The 15,899-nt window shown below is 63.9% G+C and carries 15 protein-coding genes; 3 read left to right on the top strand and 12 right to left on the bottom strand.

Annotated features, from left to right (window positions below):
* Positions 1-5: 5 nt before the first annotated feature.
* Genes PQR08_RS09430 through PQR08_RS09410 form a run of 5 tightly spaced genes read right to left on the bottom strand, consistent with a single transcriptional unit; the run spans position 6 to position 5,089 of the window.
* On the bottom strand, positions 6-1,232 hold the full coding sequence (locus tag PQR08_RS09430) for an ABC transporter substrate-binding protein (RefSeq protein ID WP_250487299.1): 1,227 nt from the start codon (positions 1,230-1,232) through the stop codon (positions 6-8).
* Between the two features lie 37 nt (positions 1,233-1,269).
* Entirely contained in the window at positions 1,270-2,613 is a 1,344-nt protein-coding gene (locus PQR08_RS09425; protein ID WP_250487298.1) for an amidase, read from the bottom strand.
* A gap of 2 nt (positions 2,614-2,615) precedes the next feature.
* Complete coding sequence (locus PQR08_RS09420; RefSeq protein ID WP_035498997.1) at positions 2,616-3,002, bottom strand: hypothetical protein; 387 nt, start codon at positions 3,000-3,002, stop codon at positions 2,616-2,618.
* A 42-nt stretch (positions 3,003-3,044) separates the two neighbouring features.
* Positions 3,045-4,526 carry a 4-hydroxyphenylacetate 3-hydroxylase family protein gene (locus tag PQR08_RS09415; protein WP_035498998.1) on the bottom strand — a complete coding sequence of 494 codons (1,482 nt, stop codon included), beginning with the start codon at positions 4,524-4,526 and terminating at the stop codon, positions 3,045-3,047.
* 32 nt (positions 4,527-4,558) lie between these two features.
* On the bottom strand, positions 4,559-5,089 hold the full coding sequence (locus PQR08_RS09410) for a flavin reductase family protein (protein ID WP_250487297.1): 531 nt from the start codon (positions 5,087-5,089) through the stop codon (positions 4,559-4,561).
* Between the two features lie 241 nt (positions 5,090-5,330).
* Here PQR08_RS09410 and PQR08_RS09405 point away from each other — a divergent pair, with 241 nt between their 5' ends.
* On the top strand, positions 5,331-6,542 hold the full coding sequence (locus tag PQR08_RS09405; RefSeq protein ID WP_250487296.1) for an IscS subfamily cysteine desulfurase: 1,212 nt from the start codon (positions 5,331-5,333) through the stop codon (positions 6,540-6,542).
* A gap of 20 nt (positions 6,543-6,562) precedes the next feature.
* On the opposite strand, the gene PQR08_RS09400 is transcribed toward PQR08_RS09405, so the two are convergent.
* Positions 6,563-7,105 carry a MarR family winged helix-turn-helix transcriptional regulator gene (locus tag PQR08_RS09400; protein ID WP_187603593.1) on the bottom strand — a complete coding sequence of 181 codons (543 nt, stop codon included), beginning with the start codon at positions 7,103-7,105 and terminating at the stop codon, positions 6,563-6,565.
* A gap of 23 nt (positions 7,106-7,128) precedes the next feature.
* Here PQR08_RS09400 and PQR08_RS09395 point away from each other — a divergent pair, with 23 nt between their 5' ends.
* Positions 7,129-7,767: a hypothetical protein gene (locus tag PQR08_RS09395; protein ID WP_313761218.1), complete on the top strand. Its 639-nt coding sequence runs from the start codon at positions 7,129-7,131 to the stop codon at positions 7,765-7,767.
* A 14-nt stretch (positions 7,768-7,781) separates the two neighbouring features.
* Here the strand turns inward: PQR08_RS09395 and PQR08_RS09390 are convergent, their stop codons facing one another.
* The 5 genes from PQR08_RS09390 to PQR08_RS09370 are packed head-to-tail and all read right to left on the bottom strand — an operon-like array spanning position 7,782 to position 14,263.
* A complete protein-coding gene (locus PQR08_RS09390) occupies positions 7,782-9,095 on the bottom strand; it encodes an MFS transporter (protein ID WP_250487295.1) in 1,314 nt (437 codons plus the stop codon).
* A 54-nt stretch (positions 9,096-9,149) separates the two neighbouring features.
* Positions 9,150-9,968: an enoyl-CoA hydratase gene (locus tag PQR08_RS09385; RefSeq protein ID WP_250487294.1), complete on the bottom strand. Its 819-nt coding sequence runs from the start codon at positions 9,966-9,968 to the stop codon at positions 9,150-9,152.
* A 22-nt stretch (positions 9,969-9,990) separates the two neighbouring features.
* Complete coding sequence (locus PQR08_RS09380; RefSeq protein WP_408161265.1) at positions 9,991-11,409, bottom strand: aldehyde dehydrogenase family protein; 1,419 nt, start codon at positions 11,407-11,409, stop codon at positions 9,991-9,993.
* A complete protein-coding gene (locus PQR08_RS09375) occupies positions 11,406-12,164 on the bottom strand; it encodes an enoyl-CoA hydratase/isomerase family protein (protein ID WP_250487292.1) in 759 nt (252 codons plus the stop codon). The genes PQR08_RS09380 and PQR08_RS09375 overlap by 4 nt, the downstream gene beginning before the upstream one ends.
* The gene (locus tag PQR08_RS09370; RefSeq protein ID WP_250487291.1) at positions 12,161-14,263 is read right to left on the bottom strand and encodes an acetate--CoA ligase family protein; all 2,103 of its coding nucleotides are present in this window, start codon (positions 14,261-14,263) and stop codon (positions 12,161-12,163) included. The genes PQR08_RS09375 and PQR08_RS09370 overlap by 4 nt, the downstream gene beginning before the upstream one ends.
* Positions 14,264-14,366: 103 nt before the next feature.
* Between PQR08_RS09370 and PQR08_RS09365 the strand changes: the two genes are divergently transcribed.
* The gene (locus PQR08_RS09365) at positions 14,367-15,266 is read left to right on the top strand and encodes a LysR family transcriptional regulator (RefSeq protein WP_238211637.1); all 900 of its coding nucleotides are present in this window, start codon (positions 14,367-14,369) and stop codon (positions 15,264-15,266) included.
* A gap of 46 nt (positions 15,267-15,312) precedes the next feature.
* Here the strand turns inward: PQR08_RS09365 and PQR08_RS09360 are convergent, their stop codons facing one another.
* A complete protein-coding gene (locus tag PQR08_RS09360; RefSeq protein ID WP_250487290.1) occupies positions 15,313-15,816 on the bottom strand; it encodes a DUF1993 domain-containing protein in 504 nt (167 codons plus the stop codon).
* Positions 15,817-15,899: the final 83 nt, after the last annotated feature.

The following is a 15,899-nucleotide window of genomic DNA, read 5'->3' as shown; positions in this document are numbered from 1 at the left end:
TCCGTTTATTTCGATGCAGCGACTTTGCCGCCGACCAGCGGGCAACGGCTCGCGCCGAGCGGCGCGTAGGCGTCCTGCGCTGAAATGGTCTGCTTGATCGCGTAGTAATCCCAGGGCTTCTTCGACTGCTCCGGGCTCTTGACCTCGGCGATGTACATGTCGTGCACCATCAGCCCGTCCGCGCGGATCACGCCGTTGGTCGCGAAGAAGTCGTTGACGGGCGTCTTGCGCATCTGCGCGAGCACCGCGTCGGATGCATCGGTGCCGCTCGCCTGCACGGCCTTCAGGTAATGCAGCGTCGATGAATAGACGCCCGCCTGGATGAACGTCGGCATGCGGCCCGTCTTCGCGTAGAAGCGCTGCGACCATGCGCGGCTCGCTTCGTCGCGGTCCCAGTAGAAAGGCGTGGTCAGCATCATCCCTTGCGCGGACTTGAGACCGAGGCTGTGAACGTCGCTGATGAACATCTGCAGACCCGCGATCTTCTGCTTGCCCGGCGCGTTGATACCGAATTCGCGCGCGGTCTTGATCGCGTTGACGGTATCCGCGCCCGCGTTGGCGAGACCGATCACCTTCGCGTGCGAAGCCTGCGCCTGCAGCAGATTCGAGGAGAGGTCCGCCGCGTGCATCGGATGCTTCGATTCGCCAAGCACCTTGCCGCCCGTCGCGTTCAACGCCGCCGCCGAATCGCTCTTCAGCGACGCGCCGAGCGCATAGTCGACGGTCAGGAAGTACCACGAGTCGTCGCCGGCGCGCGCCATCGCCTTGACGAGGCTCGTGGTCAGCGCATAGGTGTCGTACGAATACTGGATCGTGTATGGCGAACACGCCTCGTTGCTGAGCTTCGTCGTGCCTGCGCCGCTCGCGATCGCGATCTTGTGCTTCTCTTTCGCCACGTTCGACACGGCAAGCGCAACGGATGACGGCAGGAGGTCCTGCACCATGTCGACCTGTTGATTGTCGAACCATTCACGTGCAACGGTCGCGGCGACATCGGTCTTGTTCTGGTGATCCGCGCTGATCACCTTGACCGGCGCGCCGAGCACCTTGCCGCCGAAATCATCGACGGCCATCTGCGCCGCCACGACCGAGCCTTTTCCGCCAATATCGGAAAAGATCGATGACATGTCCGTGAGCACGCCGATCTTCACCACGCCGTCGCTGACGCCGGCCGCGTTCGCCGTCATCGCGACCGCGGCGTACACCGCGGTGCACGCGAGTTGTCTGTACATGGAAGTCTCCTGATATGTATTTGTTAAGCAAACCGCATCATTGCGGACGCACGACCGACTCGACACCGATACCCATCGCGAGCAACTGGCGATCGCTCATGTGCCTGCCCATCAACATCAGTCCCACGGGCGCGTCTCCGCTCGCATGACACGGAATCGACAGCGAACACAGATCGAGCATGTTGGCAATCGACGGATTGCGCAGCAGCAAGCGATTCGTCGATGTGTACGCCGGCTCTTCGTCGAGGTCCGCGATGCGCGGCGCGACGATCGGCACCGTCGGGCACACGATGGCGTCGAAGGGACGCAACTCCTCGTCGGCCTGACGGCATCGCTGCGCACGCAGCGCCCGATTGCGCAGGTACTCCGCGGTGCTGTGCTCGCTGCCGAGCCGGATGCGGGCGATCACACGCGGGTCGTAATCGTCGGCATGACGCTTGATGAGTCCGACATGCCACGCCCACGCTTCAGCCGCGACGAGGCCGCCGTGCTGACCGATCGTCGCAAGCTGCTGCCAGCTCTCGAACGAGACTTCGCGCACGATCGCGCCCGCTGCCGTCAGACGTGCAATCGCGCGCTCGAACGTGGCGGCGACGTGCGCGTCCATGTCGTCGAGCACGATGGTCTTCGGTATGGCGAGCCGCAGTCCGCTCAACGGCAGCGGCAGGATCGCCGCTGGTTCGGTATCGCCGGCCATGATCGAATCGAGCGCGGCGCAGCAAGCGACGCTTTGCGCGATGGAACCGATCGAGTCATAACTCGACGACAATGGCAACGCGCCTTCGAGCGGGATGCGCGCGGCCGTCGGCTTGAAGCCCGCGAGACCGCACAACGCTGCGGGAATCCGGCACGAGCCGCCTGTATCCGAGCCGATCGCGGCAGCGGCCATGCCATCGGTCACCGACACGGCCGCGCCCGACGACGATCCGCCGGGAATTCGCGCGCCATCCCGGTCGAAAGGATTCGCGGGCGTGCCGTAGTGCGGATTGATGCCGAGGCCCGAGTACGCAAACTCGGTCATGTTGGTGCGCCCGACGAACACCGCGCCCGCCGCACGCAATCTGCCGATCGCGACGGCGTCGCGCGTGGCGGCCTGCTCAGGAAGGACCCGGCTGCCGGCGCGCGTGATTTCGCCCTGCACGTCGAACAGATCCTTCACCGAAATCGGAATGCCCGAGAGCGGACCCGCGACGCCATGACGGCGCAGCGCATCGCTCGCCGTCGCCTGCGTTTTTGCCGCGGCGCTCACGCCGTGCGGAAAGACGCGCTTTCCTTCGCCCGAGTCATCGCCGATACGTTCGATGCATGACGCGAGAAGCGACGCGGCATCGATACGGCCATCGGCGAGTTGGGCACGCAAAGAATCGAGAGCGGGCAGCATGATCAGGCCGGATCGTAGTAATGCACTTCGAGCAGCACGCAACCGCCGTTCGACTTGAACGGGCCATGCCACGCGCCCGGCGGGCGCACCGCGTAGGTGTAGCCCTCGAAGGGCTTGCCGCCCTCGCCTTGCTCGTCATTGCCGACGGTCAGATCGCCTTCGACGAGAAAAACTTCTTCCCAATAGTCGTGGACGAACGGCTTCGTCGTGTACATGCCGGCGGGAAGGCGCAGCAATCGCGTGCGGCTGCCGCGCTTGTTGCCGGTATCGAGCGCGCCGGAAAGGATCAGCTCCTGTGCGCCGGAACCGGGCGCGTAACCTTCCGGCAACTGCCAGCCGTCGGCCATGTCGAGTCCGTGAAACTCGTCGTGAAGTTTGTTGATAGCCATGTGTTTCTCCTTTGGGGAAGCGTTGATTGCGTCGAGTCGGTCTCAGGCGGCCTGGCGCGTCTTCGCCAGTTCCGAATCGAGCGAATAGCTCGACAACATGGTGTCGACGAGACCCGTCGCACGGCGCCAGTCGTAGCTGCGATACGCATGGCCCTTCGTCACGAAGGACGCGCCTGCATAGAACAGCTCATACTGGTTGTGACGCGAGGCGAACTCCGAGCCGACAGCGTCCCACGCGAGCTTGAAGAACTTCACGCGTTCCTCCGCGCTGCAGATGGGCGACTTCTGCGTCTTCTCGATGATGCGTGCGAGGTCCGGGTTCTCGAAGTCGTGCACGCTCGACGGCAGCATGATCATTCCGCCGCCCGCGAGCTCGCGCAGCGTGGTGAGAATCTTCGAATAGAGCTGTTGCGTGAGCACCTGCGAGCTGTACAGCATGTTGCGGTCGGGCACGTAGTAGCCGTTGACCACGCTGCCTTTCGCTTCCATGCCGTACACATACGCTTCGACCATCGATGCTTCCGATGCGAGCTGTCCCAGCGTCTCGCGCACTTGCGGAAACGCATTCGTGCCGTTGATTTCCGAAATGCGCAGACCGAGGCCGACGAGAAAGCGCAGCTTCGTCATCAGGCGCACCTGACATTGATAGTTCTGGTAGACGTGCGCGGGCGTCACATGAAACTGCTTCGCGCACATCGCCACATCGCCGGCGACGAAGATACGTTCCCACGGCACCTTGACGTCGTCGAAGTACAGCACCGCGTCGTTCTCGTCGTAGCGGCTCGACAGCGGGTTGTCGAACACGGATTGCGCGTGCTCCTCGTACGACTTGCGCGACATCACCTTCATGCCCTTCGCGTTCATCGGAATCGCGAACGACAGCGCGTACATCTCGTCGCCTTCACGCAGCGGCTGAATGCAGCTACAGAAAACTTCGTTCGCCATAATGCCGCTCGTCGCCAGCATCTTCGCGCCACGTACCGTGATGCCTTCCGCGTCCTGATCGACGATGCCGACCGCCAGATACTTGTCCTCCTGCTCATGCGCCGACTTCGACTGATTCGCCTGCGGATTGACGATCACGTAGGTCAGGAAGAGATCGTTGTCGCGGGCATACTTGTAGTAGTCGCGCAGCGCGCCGGCGCGTGCCGGGTCGTATTGCTCGAACAGATCGATGCCCATGACCATGCCCGAGATGCACGACGCGACGTGATCCGGCGAGCGGCCCATGAAGCCGAAATGCAGTTCCGTCCACGCTTCGAGTGCGATGCGCCGTTCGACGAGTTGCTCATAGGAGGTCGGCAGCTCCCAGATGCGGCTCACGCGATTGCCCGAATCGGGCGAAACGAACGTCATCTTCTCGACGTTTTCCGGACGCGCCTGGTAGTCGTACAGATTCGCGTAACTGCGAATCGAGTTGCGGAACGCGGGATGCGTGGTGACGTCGCCGACCGCCTTGCCGTCGAGATAGACCTGACGTCCGTCGCGCAATGACGCAATGTGTTGAGTGCCGTTCTTGATCATGATGTTCTCCAGAAATGAGTTCGTCCGCCGTTTCAGGCCGACGCTGCGTGAACGCCGTTGAGCGTGTGATAGCGGCCGCCGAAGAAAATGAGCGGACGTCCTTGCGAGCGTGTTCGATGACGAATCACGCGGCCGACGAAGATCACGTGATCGCCGCCGTCGTATTGCGCATAGGGCTCGCATTCGAAGGTCGCGAGCGTGTCGGGAAGCAGGACCGGTTCGCGGCACGGGTTCGTGGCGGCATCGCGCCAGCCCCACTTGTCGCCGTTGGCTTTCGCGAAGCGATTCGACATGTCCTGCTGCGATTCTTCGAGCACGTTGACCGCGTAGCTGTTCGCCACGCACAGATCGGCGAGGCTCAGACTGCGGCGGTCCACCGAAAACAGAATCAGCGGCGGATCGAGCGACACCGAATTGAACGACGCGACCGTCACGCCGATCGGCGCGCCCTCATCTCTCGGCGCCGTGATGACCGCGACGCCCGTGGCGAACATGGACAATGCGGACCGGAACTGACGCTGCGTTTCCGGATCGCTGCCCGGCCGTACGATGCTGTCTTTCATCTCGTTCTCCTTCGCGCCGCTGTTTGCGACGCCTTCATCGGACTCAACAAAGCGTTTGTTTTTAGCTTTGTTTGATAGCTTTTATTACATGCCAACAGAACGAGCTGTTCAAGCTATCGTTTACCCTCGGCTAAAAAGCTTTGTATAAAAGACAACCCTACTCGATGAATGGGTGTTGGCCCGAAGAAGCGAGCGTCCGGGCTACACTGCGGCCAACTTCCATTACGAGGGAACACGATCAATGACTGCACGTCCCGTCTACATGGACTACAGCGCGACGACGCCGGTCGATCCGCGCGTGGTCGAGAAAATGATTCCGTACCTTTACGAGCGCTTCGGAAATCCCGCTTCGCGCAGCCACGGCTACGGCTGGGAAGCGGAAGAAGCAGTGGAGAATGCGCGCCGGCATGTGGCCGGTCTGCTGCGCGCGGACCCGCGGGAAATCGTCTGGACTTCGGGCGCGACCGAAGGAAACAATCTCGCGATCAAGGGCGCGGCGAACTTCTACAAGGGACGCGGCCGCCACATCGTGACGGTGAAAACCGAGCACAAGGCCGTGCTCGATACGTGCCGCGAACTGGAGCGGCACGGGTTCGACGTCACGTATCTGGACGTCGGGCACGACGGACTGCTCGACATCGCCGTGTTACGCGCGGCTTTGCGCGCCGATACGGTCCTCGTCTCGGTCATGATGGTCAACAACGAGACCGGCGTGATACAGCCGGTCGCTGAAATCGGCGCGATATGCCGGGAGAAAGGCATCGTGTTTCATTGCGACGCGGTGCAGGCGGCGGGCAAGATCGACATCGACGTCGCTGCGCTCAACGTCGATCTGCTGACGGTGACCGCGCACAAGGTCTATGGCCCGAAAGGCATCGGCGCGCTGTATGTGCGGCGCAGACCGCGCGTGCGCATCGAGGCGCAGATGCACGGCGGCGGACACGAACGCGGCATGCGCTCGGGCACGCTGCCGACGCATCAGATCGTCGGCATGGGCGAGGCGTTTCGGCTCGCGAAGGAAGAGATGGAAGCGGAGAGCCGGCGCGTCGGCGCATTGCGCGACAGGCTGCTTGCCGGGCTTCTGCAACTGGATGAAGTCTATGTCAACGGCGATCTGACACAGCGTATCGCGCACAATCTGAACGTCAGCTTCGCGTTTGTCGAAGGCGAGTCGCTCATCATGGGCATCAAGGGTGTCGCGGTGTCGTCGGGATCGGCGTGCACGTCGGCGTCGCTGGAACCGTCATACGTGTTGCGCGCGCTCGGACGCAGCGATGAACTGGCGCACAGCTCGATTCGCTTCACGCTCGGCCGCTTCACGACCGAAGCGGAAGTGGACCAGGTGATCCGGCAGGTTCAGGAGACCGTCATCAGGCTGCGCGCGCTAAGCCCGCTGTGGGACATGCATCTCGAAGGCGTCGATCCGAACTCGATTCAATGGGCCGCGCACTAGTCATGCCGTGCGCCGCGCGGTCACGACTTTTCCTGTCGCGCAATCAGATGCGACAGATCGAGCGTCGCGCGGTCGCCATTGGCGACGAGCCTGTCGACGACCGAGCACAGCGCCCTGAATTCGGTCTTCGTCACGCCTTCGAACAGCACGTTGTTGATGTGCTGCTGCGTCGCGGCCAGTTCGCGAAGCAGCTTCACGCCATTCGATGTGACGGTCAGGCGCATCTTGCGCTTGTCGTGCGGATCCGAACGCTTGTCGATATAGCCGAGCTTCTTGAGCTTGCCGGTTTCGATGGTGACGAACGCCCCGCTCAGATGCAGATGGTCCGCGAGCCGGTTCACCGTGACCGACTCTCCATGCGAGAGATGCGACACGGAGACGAGCAGCGAATACTGGATGCCGGTCAGGCCGATGATCGTCCCGAAGCCGTCGCGCACGGACAAAAGCCGCGCCGCGAACGGCAAAAGGCCATTGATCAGATGGCGGAATTCCGTGTCTGTCCCGTCGACGAGGCACGCTGGATTGGTAATCGTCAGAGCGGATTCGTCGATCTGTTTCGGCATGACACTCAAACTCCCGGATGCTAATGCAGTTACCTTTTAAAGGTAATTATACGGCAAAGCTTAACAAACGAGATTTAGCCATGAACCCTGCAATTTCGACGTCTTCCGCGCGCTCGCTTCTGGAATGCTATATCCGTGCAAAGGACGAGAACCAGCCTGCGTTGATCTTCGATTGCTTCGCCGGCGATGCCGAGCTGACGTTTTCGATCGCAACCAATGCAATCGATTTTCCCCGCAGCGTGAGCGGCGCATCCGGGATTGCGAAGACGCTTGTCGCCGACTTCGGCGAACGGTTCGACCGGTGCCGTACCTATTACGTCTGTACCGCGCCCGAACCGGATGGCGACGGCATCTGCACGATGCCGTGGCTCGTCGCGATGCGGCAGAAGGACAATGAAGCGCTGCGGCTCGGCAAGGGCACGTACAGGTGGCGCATTGCGCGCATGGCCGATGGGTCCGAGCGAATCGCCGGGCTGCATATCGCCATCGAGCGCATGGACGTGATCGACGATCCGGGCTCGATGAAGCTGCAAGAGTTACAGGACGCGCTGACATATCCGTGGCTGGCCGAAGCCACGTTGGCGCAGCGCGCGGCATCGCTAATGTCGATGTATCCGGATACTGCCCTTGCTGAAGCTTTGCAGCATCATGTCCGGCAATGAACGACAGGCAGCCCTCAACGGTTCACCACATCCGCCGGAACCCAACGCAGAATCATCATCGACGCGATCAGCAGGCAGCCCGATACGACCATCAGTCCGACGGCAAGCGAATGCGTCGTTCCATGCAGCCAGCCAAGCAAAGCCGGCCCGACGAAGCTCGCGAGATTGCCCGTCGAATTGATCAGCGCGATGCCCGCCGCCGCACCCGCGCCGCCGAGAAACGACGAAGGCAGCGCCCAGAACATCGGCAGCGATGTGATGATGCTCGCGGTTGCGATGGTGAGGCCGATCATCGCGATCAGCGGTTCGTGGCCGCCGAACGCGCACAGCAGGAAGCCGGGAACCGAGAGCAACACGGGCACGACCGCATGCCAGCGGCGCTCGCGCATGCGGTCCGAACTGCGTCCCGCGTAAATCATGCCGATGAGCGCGGCAAGATAGGGAATCGTCGCGAGCAGGCCGATCATCAGTGGGTCCTTCACGCCTGAGTTACGGATGATCGTCGGCTGAAAGAAGCCGATCGTGCTGGTGCCCATCACGATGAAAAAGAGGATCGCGCACAGCAACCAGACGCGGCCACCCGTGAGGCCGTAGCGGATCGAGGTATGCGTGCGCGCGGCCGCATCGGCTGCGATCTCGGCGCTCGCGACGGCGCGTTCGCCGGCATCGAGCCAGCGCGCATCGGCGACCTTATCGGTCAGAAAGAAGTACACCACGAGCCCGAGCAACGCGGCGGGCGCGGCTTCCAGGAGAAACAACCATTGCCACGCGGCCATGCCGTGCCAGCCGTTCATCGCGTGAAGAATGTAGCCGGAAACCGCGCCTCCGATGATGCCCGACACAGGATTGCCCGCCATCAGGATCGCGACCATCCTGCCGCGCCGATGCGCCGGAAACCACTGGCTCAGATAGAGCAGAATGCCCGGCAGAAAGCCGGCTTCGGCGACACCCAGCAGAAAGCGCAACACGTAGAACTGCGTGGTCGAGTGCGTCCACGCCATCGCTGCGGACATGATCGCCCACGTCACCATGATGCGTCCGATCCAGCGCCGCGCACCCACGCGATGCAGGATCAGATTGCTCGGCACCTCCGCCATGAAATAGCCGATGAAGAAAATGCCCGCGCCGATGCCGTACGCGGCATCGCTGAAACCGAGATCGTTCAGCATCGTCAGCTTGGCGAAGCCGACGTTCACGCGATCGAGATACGCCACGACGTAGCAGATGAACAGCAACGGCATGAAGCGCCACGCGATCTTGCGAAAGACGGCATCGCCCGAGCGCGCGTTTTCAGCGGGCAGCGTGCCCGCGTTCAGGTCCAGATCCATTTTCGTGTCTCCTTGGTTGGCTCTGTCGGCCATGATCGTGTCGGATGTTCGCGTTCAGGCGCCGGTAAATCGCGCCGGACGACGTTCGATGAAATGCGCCACGCCTTCTGTGAAATCCTCGCTCTGGATGCTGTAGAACATCTCGCGATTCGCCAGCTTGATGGCTTCACCGAGCGTCTGAAACGGCGCCTCGCCAAGCTGCTGCTTCATGATGCGGATCGAGCGCGGCGAGACATTCGTCGCGAGATCGTCGGCGTAGGCGATCGCTTCGGCAAGCAGATCGTCGTGCGGGACGATGCGCTCGACAAGACGCATCGCGAGCGCTTCGTCCGCGCTCACCTTGCGCGCGGAGTACAGCATATCGGCCGCATGGCCCGGCCCGACGACGCGCGGCAGTATCCACGCGATGCCATGCTCGGCGATCAATCCGCGCTTCGCGAACGCCGTCGAGAAAATGGCCTTGTCGCTGGCGAAACGGATATCGCTGTAGAGCGCGAACACGAGGCCGAGCCCGGCGGCCGCGCCGTTTATCGCACTGATGACCGGCTTCTTCACGCCCATGAAATACGAATAGCGGCTCTGAAAATCGGCGCGGCGGTTCATGTCGTAGGGGCGCATCCATTCGGCCGCGCGAATGTCTTCGGGCGGCAGGACTTCGAGTTCGGCGATATCCATGCCCGCGCAGAACGCGCGCCCGTTGCCCGTCAACACAATGGCGCGCACGGCGTCGTTCCGGTCGAGCGTATCGAAGGCGTCGCGCAATTGCGCTTCCATCACCTTGGTCAATGCATTCATCTTGTCCGGACGATTGAACGATACGACCGCGACCTGCTCACGCGCGCCCGCGCGGGTGATTTCGATTTGCTGATCCATCTTCGTATTCTCCTGAATCATGTCATTGCGCGAGCTGAATGGCGCGAAGCTCGACGAATTCCTCGATGCCGAACGCGCCGCCCTCGCGTCCGATGCCCGACGCCCCGAAGCCGCCGAACGGCGCGAGCGCGTTGAACGGCGCGCCGTTGATATCGATCTGGCCTGCCCGCATGCGTCGCGCGACGCGTTGCGCATGTTCCGCCGATGCGCTCCATACCGCGCCCGCGAGTCCGTACGCCGTGCCGTTGGCGAGCGCGACGGCTTCGTCTTCGGTCGAATACGTCTGCACCGCGAGCACCGGACCGAAGACTTCTTCCTGCGCGAGTTCCGCGCCGATCGGCACGCGGCCGAAGATCGCCGGCGCGACGAAATAGCCTCGCGGCGGTACATCCGGTTTCACGTCGATGGCGATATCGTCATGGCCTGCCTGTTCGGCGCGCGCGATATACGCCTGCACCCTCCGCCGATGTTCCGCCGAGACGAGCGGCCCGATGCGCGAATCGGCATCGCGCGGATCGCCGACACGCAGCTTCGCGACACCTTCCCGAAGCTGCTCGCGATACGCCGCATACTGCGCTTCGGGCACGATGAGCCGCGTGATCGCGCTGCATGTCTGGCCCGAGTTGAGCATGCACGAGGACAGCGCGTGCTTCACGACCATCGCCTGATCCGCGTCGGGCAGCGCGATACTCGCCGACTTGCCGCCGAGTTCGAGCGCCACGCGCTTGAGTTCCGCACCGGCGGTCGCCGCGATCTGTTTGCCGGCCGCCGTCGATCCCGTGAACGAGACCATGTCGATGCCCGGATGCGCGACGAGCGCTGCTCCGGTCGCGCGATCGCCGTGGACGATGTTCAGCACGCCGCGCGGCAGGCGCGCTTCGAGCACGGCTTCGCACAATGCGCCGACGACGCCCGGCGCCAGTTCCGACGGCTTCAGCACCACGCAGCAACCAGCGGCGAGCGCGGCCGCCAGCTTCGCCGTGATCTGATGCAGCGGATAGTTCCACGGCGTGATCGCGGCGACGACACCGACCGGTTCCTTCGTGATCACCGAATGCGCGACGCGCATTTCCGCGAGCGCATCCGCAGCGAGCGACGCCGCCGCGCGCCACGCCGCGATCGGCGCCTGCACCTGGATGCGCCGCGCGAGCTTGAGCGGCGTGCCGACTTCGGCGACGACCGCATCGGCCATGCGATCGGAACGGGCTTCGAGCGCATCGGCGATGGCGCGCAAATAGCTCGCGCGTTCATCGACGGACGTATTCGCCCAGTGTGGAAAAGCCCTGCGCGCCGCAACGACTGCGGCATCGACTTCCGACGCGCTGCCATGCGCCACGCTCGCAATCGGCGCTTCCGTCGTGGAATCGTGGATGGTCGTCGTGGCCGCGCTCGTTGCGGTGCGCATGTCGCCATCGATCAAATGCTGGTTGTAGTGGATCATGTCGTCGAACTCCTGAGAAACGCGCGCATGGCCGCCTGCGGCTCGCCGTGCGCATAGCATTCGGTTTGCGCTTCGATGCCCGCGGCGCAGGCAGCATCGAAGCCGGGCTGCGTCATCGCGCGCATACGTTGTTTGGAAAGCCTGATCGCGTGAGGAGGGAGTCTTGCAAGCTTCGTTGCGCGTTCGAGCGATACGCCGAGCACGCTCGATTGCTCCGCGAGCTCCGTCACGAGGCCGATTTCATACGCGCGCCGCGCATCGATCAGATCGCCGGACAGCGACATCTGCACGTTGTGCGTCATGCCGACATGCAGCGTCATCAAATACGACCCGACGATGCTCGCCAGCCCCGCCTTCACCTCGGGTTGTCCGATACGCGCGTTCATCGCCGCGATGCGCCAGTCCGCGCACAACGCGATCTGAAATCCCGCGCCGGCCGCGACGCCGTTCAAAGCGGCGATGCACGGCTTGTCGAGATCGCGCACCGCCTGATACATCGCGCGCTGGCTGGCGAGCCACGCAGGAATGCGCGCGATATCGACGCCGGCGGCTTCTTCGAGATCCTGACCCGCGCAGAACGCGCGCTCGCCCGCGCCGGTCAGCACGATCGCTCGCACGGCTGCGTCGCCGTTCAGATGCGCGAGCGTGTCGATCAGCGATGCGCGCAGCGCCTGATTCACCGCATTGAGTTTCGCAGGGCGGCTCAGCGTGACGAGCGCGACGCCGTCGTGAATATCGCAAAGGACTTCGCTCATGCGCGCTCTCCGAATTGAACGACCGCATCCACGACGACGACACCTTCGCCGCGCGCCATCACCATGACGGGATTCATGTCGACGGACACGAGCGACGTGCGGTAGGCGCTCGCGAAATCGCCGAGGGCGACGGCGGCATGCGCGAGCGCGTCGGCATCGAGCGCGGGCTGTCCGCGATAGCCATCGATCAGCGGCGCGATACGCAGACGGCGCATGGCCGCGAGCGCGTCATCCGCCGTGAACGGCGCGAGCAGCGACACGACATCGCCGCGCACTTCCACGAGCGTGCCGCCCTCGCCGATCACGACGACCGGACCGAGCACCGGATCGACTGTCACGCCGAGCATGAATTCGTGCAGCCCGCGCGCCATGCGTGCAACGACGATGCGCGGCGCGCCGACATCGAGTGACTTCAGGCGTGCGAGGCACGCAACGGCGGCCGCACGCGCATCGCCCGCGCCGACGCCGATGTGCACGAGGCCGTGCTCGCTCTTGTGCGGAATCTCGGCAGCGCAGCCTTTCACGACGACTCTTTCGCCGAACGTGTTCGCGAGCGCAGCGGCTTCGTCCGCGTCCGCGCAGACCGCGTGATCGACGACCGGCACGCCGTAGCGTTGCAGCAGGCTCAGGCTCGCGGCTTCGTCGAGCAGACCGTGCGGAACGTCCGCTTCGGCGGGCGGCAGCGCAAACGCCGGCGGCGCACCGCGCATGCGCTCGCTGCGCGCGTACTGCCAGAGCGCGTTAATCGCATCGGTTTCGCCGATGTAAGTCGGCACGCCGCACGCGTCGAACTCGGCGCGGACCGAGCGCTGCGGCGCGGTTATGACGATCGGCTTGCGATGCTTCGCCATGAAACGCGCCGCCGTGCGCGCGAGTTCGGGCACGTCGTAGCCCGGACCGGCGACAGGCACGCCGATCGCGAACATGTCGGCTTGCGGATCGTTGCCGAGCACGTCGAGGACTTGCGAGAACAGCGCGCCGTTGCCGAGCAGCGAGGCGGTCAGATCGAGCGGATTGCCCGCCGTCGCGAAGCCGGGAAGGATCCGCGTGAGCGCGTCGATCGTCGCCGCCGACAAGCCCGCGAGCGGCAAGCCCACGCGCTCGGCCGCATCCGCGCACAGCACGCCGACCGCGCCGCTGTGGCTCATCACGACCGTGCGGCCTTCGCGCACCGGAAAGCCGCGCACGAACAACGAGGCCGCGTTCACGAGTTCGTGGACATCGCGGGCGCGCACGATGCCGTGTCTGTCGAGAAACGCATCGAGCGCGGCGTCGAGACCCGCGAGCGCGCCCGTATGCGACGCCGCAGCAGCCGCGCCCAGCGTGCTGCTGCCGCCCTTGAGCAGCACGACGTGCGCGCCCCGCTGCCGTGCGATGCGCGCGGCTTCGGCAAGCATCGCGGGCTGCGACAGCGATTCGACGTACACGAGAATCAGCCGGATCGATTCATCCGATGCCACGCTCATCGCCAGATCGGATACGCCGAGATCGGCGTCGTTGCCCGTGGCCGCGAGATAGCGCACGCCGAGGCCGCGCTCGCGCAACAGCACGTAAGGCATCACGCTCGCCGCGCCGCTCTGGCTCACGATGGCGATCGGCCCGTCCCGCGGTTCGACTTCCATGAACATCGTGCTGAAGTTGAGCACCGCGCCGCTCGCGAAATTCGCGATGCCCTGTGCGTTCGGCCCGACGATGCGCATGCCGGCCGCGCGGGCGTAGCGCACGAGCTCGTCCTGCAGCGCCCGGCCGTCCTCGCCCGTTTCCGCGAATCCCGACGCCATGACGATCGCGACGCGCACGCCCATGTCCGCGCACGCACGGATCGCGGCGCTGGCGGCGTCGCCCGACACCGCGACGATCGCCGCCTCGGGCACTTCCGGCAGATCGGCGAGGCTCGCGAAGCACGGCAGACCCTGCACCTCGGCGCGCTGCGGATTGACCGGCAGGATGCGCCCGCCGAACCCGTAGCGGCGCATGTAATGAATCGGGCGTCCGCCGACCTTGTTCGGATTGTCCGACGCACCGATGACCGCCACCGATGCCGGATTCCACAACGCCGCCGCCGGCGCGTGAAGGATGTCGTTTCGTCTCGTAAGCATGTCGTTTTCGTCGATCAGGATTGCATGATCGACAGGCTACGTGCGCCGGACGCCATCAGGAAGTGTTAGATTGGCTATATCAGATATCGACTTTTGTGAAACCATGAATCTCAAGCAGCTCGAGACTTTCCTGGTCGTGGCCGAACTCGGCTCGATCTCGCGGGCGGCGCAGGCGCTGGGCGTCGCGCAATCGCTCGTCAGCCGCAATCTCACGCAACTGGAAGAAGAATGGGGCGACCGGCTGTTCGAGCGCACGGGCCGCGGTGTGATGCTCACGGAGTTCGGCCGGCGCGTGCAGCCGGAAGTCGCGTTGCTGCTGAATCAGGCGGAGCGTCTGGAGGTGGCGGTCAAGGAATCGGCGGGCGCGCTGTCGGGCACGGTGCATATCGGCCTGTTGCCGTCGCTCGCGCCGCAATTGCTGCCGCTCCTGTTCGCGGACATCAGCGAGAAAGCGCCCGCCGTGAAACTGCATGTCGCGGAAGGATTCAGCGGCACGCTCGACGAGCAACTCGGCAATGGCCGGCTCGACATGATCGTCGTCAACCGGTATGGCCCGGCGCAAGGGCGGCACGAGGACGTGCTCGGCATCGTCGATACATTTCTTGTCGGCGATCCGCGGCACGACGTTTTTCGAAATCAGACGATCGCCTTCAGGAAGCTCGCCGGCTTGCGGCTCGTGCTTCCTGCCGCGCCGAACGGTTTGCGCGCGATGCTCGATCACGTCGCGCGCGAGAGCGGCACGTCGCTGAACATCGTGATGGAAGTCGATACGCTCATCGCAATGAAAGAGGTCGCGGCCAGCGGCGGCGCATTCACCATTCTTCCCGAACTGGCGGTGCGTGAAGAGCAGAGAACCGGCCGTCTCGCTGCGGCGCGCATCGAGCGCCCGGCCATCAAGCGGACGATCGCGCTCGGCTTCACCCGGCAGCGCCCGCTTTCGAAAGCAGCGCGCTTCGTCGGCGCGCGCCTGCGCGAACTGGCGACCGGGCTACTGGCGGGGTGATGCGTTCAAGCCGGGGAAGGTCCCGGTTCCCGCGCCGTCCCGCCATTCAGGCATCGAACGCATCGACCGGGCCGATGAAGTCCATCTTCACGAGATCGACGCCATTTGCACGCAGAATCGCGTAAGCCATTGAAACGTGGAAGTAGACGTTCGGAATCACGATCTGCAGCAGATAGTTTTCTCCGGTCAGCTTGCCGGGCACCCACGATACTTTCACGACCTGATTCGCCGCGTCCGCGTAACGCTCGATCGCCACGCTTTCGACGAAGCCGATCGTCTTGCGGATTCGCGCACGCGCTTCTTCGAGCGTTCGCTCGTCATCTTCATGTCGCGGAGGCTGTTGTCCCGACAGCCACGCTGCTCCACCCTTGAGATAATCGCAGGCGCTTTGTATCTGATAGAGCAACGGGGCCATGTCGGGAGCGAGCCGCGTCGACAGCAGAATGGCGGCATCGAACTTCTTCGCGCTCGCGAAGCGCTCCGCCTTGTCGAGATACGTTTCCATCGTTCTGACTGCTTCCACGCATTGCGCGATAGCCTGTGCGTACATTGTCGATCTCCACAGAAACATGCTTTCGGCTTCGAGCCTTCGCTAGCCACTTCCCATACAATACTGCGACCTTATTCCACGTG

The sequence above is a fragment of the Caballeronia jiangsuensis genome, assembly GCF_046030135.1.
Lineage (GTDB): Bacteria > Pseudomonadota > Gammaproteobacteria > Burkholderiales > Burkholderiaceae > Caballeronia > Caballeronia jiangsuensis.
This window is presented reverse-complemented; position numbering and strand designations above follow the sequence as displayed.

Bases quoted from the DNA above. Each gene is read 5' to 3' on its own strand.
- PQR08_RS09360 (WP_250487290.1), bottom strand. From the start codon at position 15,816: ATGTACGCACAGGCTATCGCGCAATGCGTGGAAGCAGTCAGAACGATG.
- PQR08_RS09365 (WP_238211637.1), top strand. From the start codon at position 14,367: ATGAATCTCAAGCAGCTCGAGACTTTCCTGGTCGTGGCCGAACTCGGC.
- PQR08_RS09390 (WP_250487295.1), bottom strand. From the start codon at position 9,095: ATGGATCTGGACCTGAACGCGGGCACGCTGCCCGCTGAAAACGCGCGC.
- PQR08_RS09380 (WP_408161265.1), bottom strand. From the start codon at position 11,409: ATGATCCACTACAACCAGCATTTGATCGATGGCGACATGCGCACCGCA.
- PQR08_RS09420 (WP_035498997.1), bottom strand. From the start codon at position 3,002: ATGGCTATCAACAAACTTCACGACGAGTTTCACGGACTCGACATGGCC.
- PQR08_RS09375 (WP_250487292.1), bottom strand. From the start codon at position 12,164: ATGAGCGAAGTCCTTTGCGATATTCACGACGGCGTCGCGCTCGTCACG.
- PQR08_RS09430 (WP_250487299.1), bottom strand. From the start codon at position 1,232: ATGTACAGACAACTCGCGTGCACCGCGGTGTACGCCGCGGTCGCGATG.
- PQR08_RS09415 (WP_035498998.1), bottom strand. From the start codon at position 4,526: ATGATCAAGAACGGCACTCAACACATTGCGTCATTGCGCGACGGACGT.
- PQR08_RS09405 (WP_250487296.1), top strand. From the start codon at position 5,331: ATGACTGCACGTCCCGTCTACATGGACTACAGCGCGACGACGCCGGTC.
- PQR08_RS09410 (WP_250487297.1), bottom strand. From the start codon at position 5,089: ATGAAAGACAGCATCGTACGGCCGGGCAGCGATCCGGAAACGCAGCGT.
- PQR08_RS09370 (WP_250487291.1), bottom strand. From the start codon at position 14,263: ATGCTTACGAGACGAAACGACATCCTTCACGCGCCGGCGGCGGCGTTG.
- PQR08_RS09400 (WP_187603593.1), bottom strand. From the start codon at position 7,105: ATGCCGAAACAGATCGACGAATCCGCTCTGACGATTACCAATCCAGCG.
- PQR08_RS09425 (WP_250487298.1), bottom strand. From the start codon at position 2,613: ATGCTGCCCGCTCTCGATTCTTTGCGTGCCCAACTCGCCGATGGCCGT.
- PQR08_RS09385 (WP_250487294.1), bottom strand. From the start codon at position 9,968: ATGGATCAGCAAATCGAAATCACCCGCGCGGGCGCGCGTGAGCAGGTC.
- PQR08_RS09395 (WP_313761218.1), top strand. From the start codon at position 7,129: ATGCAGTTACCTTTTAAAGGTAATTATACGGCAAAGCTTAACAAACGA.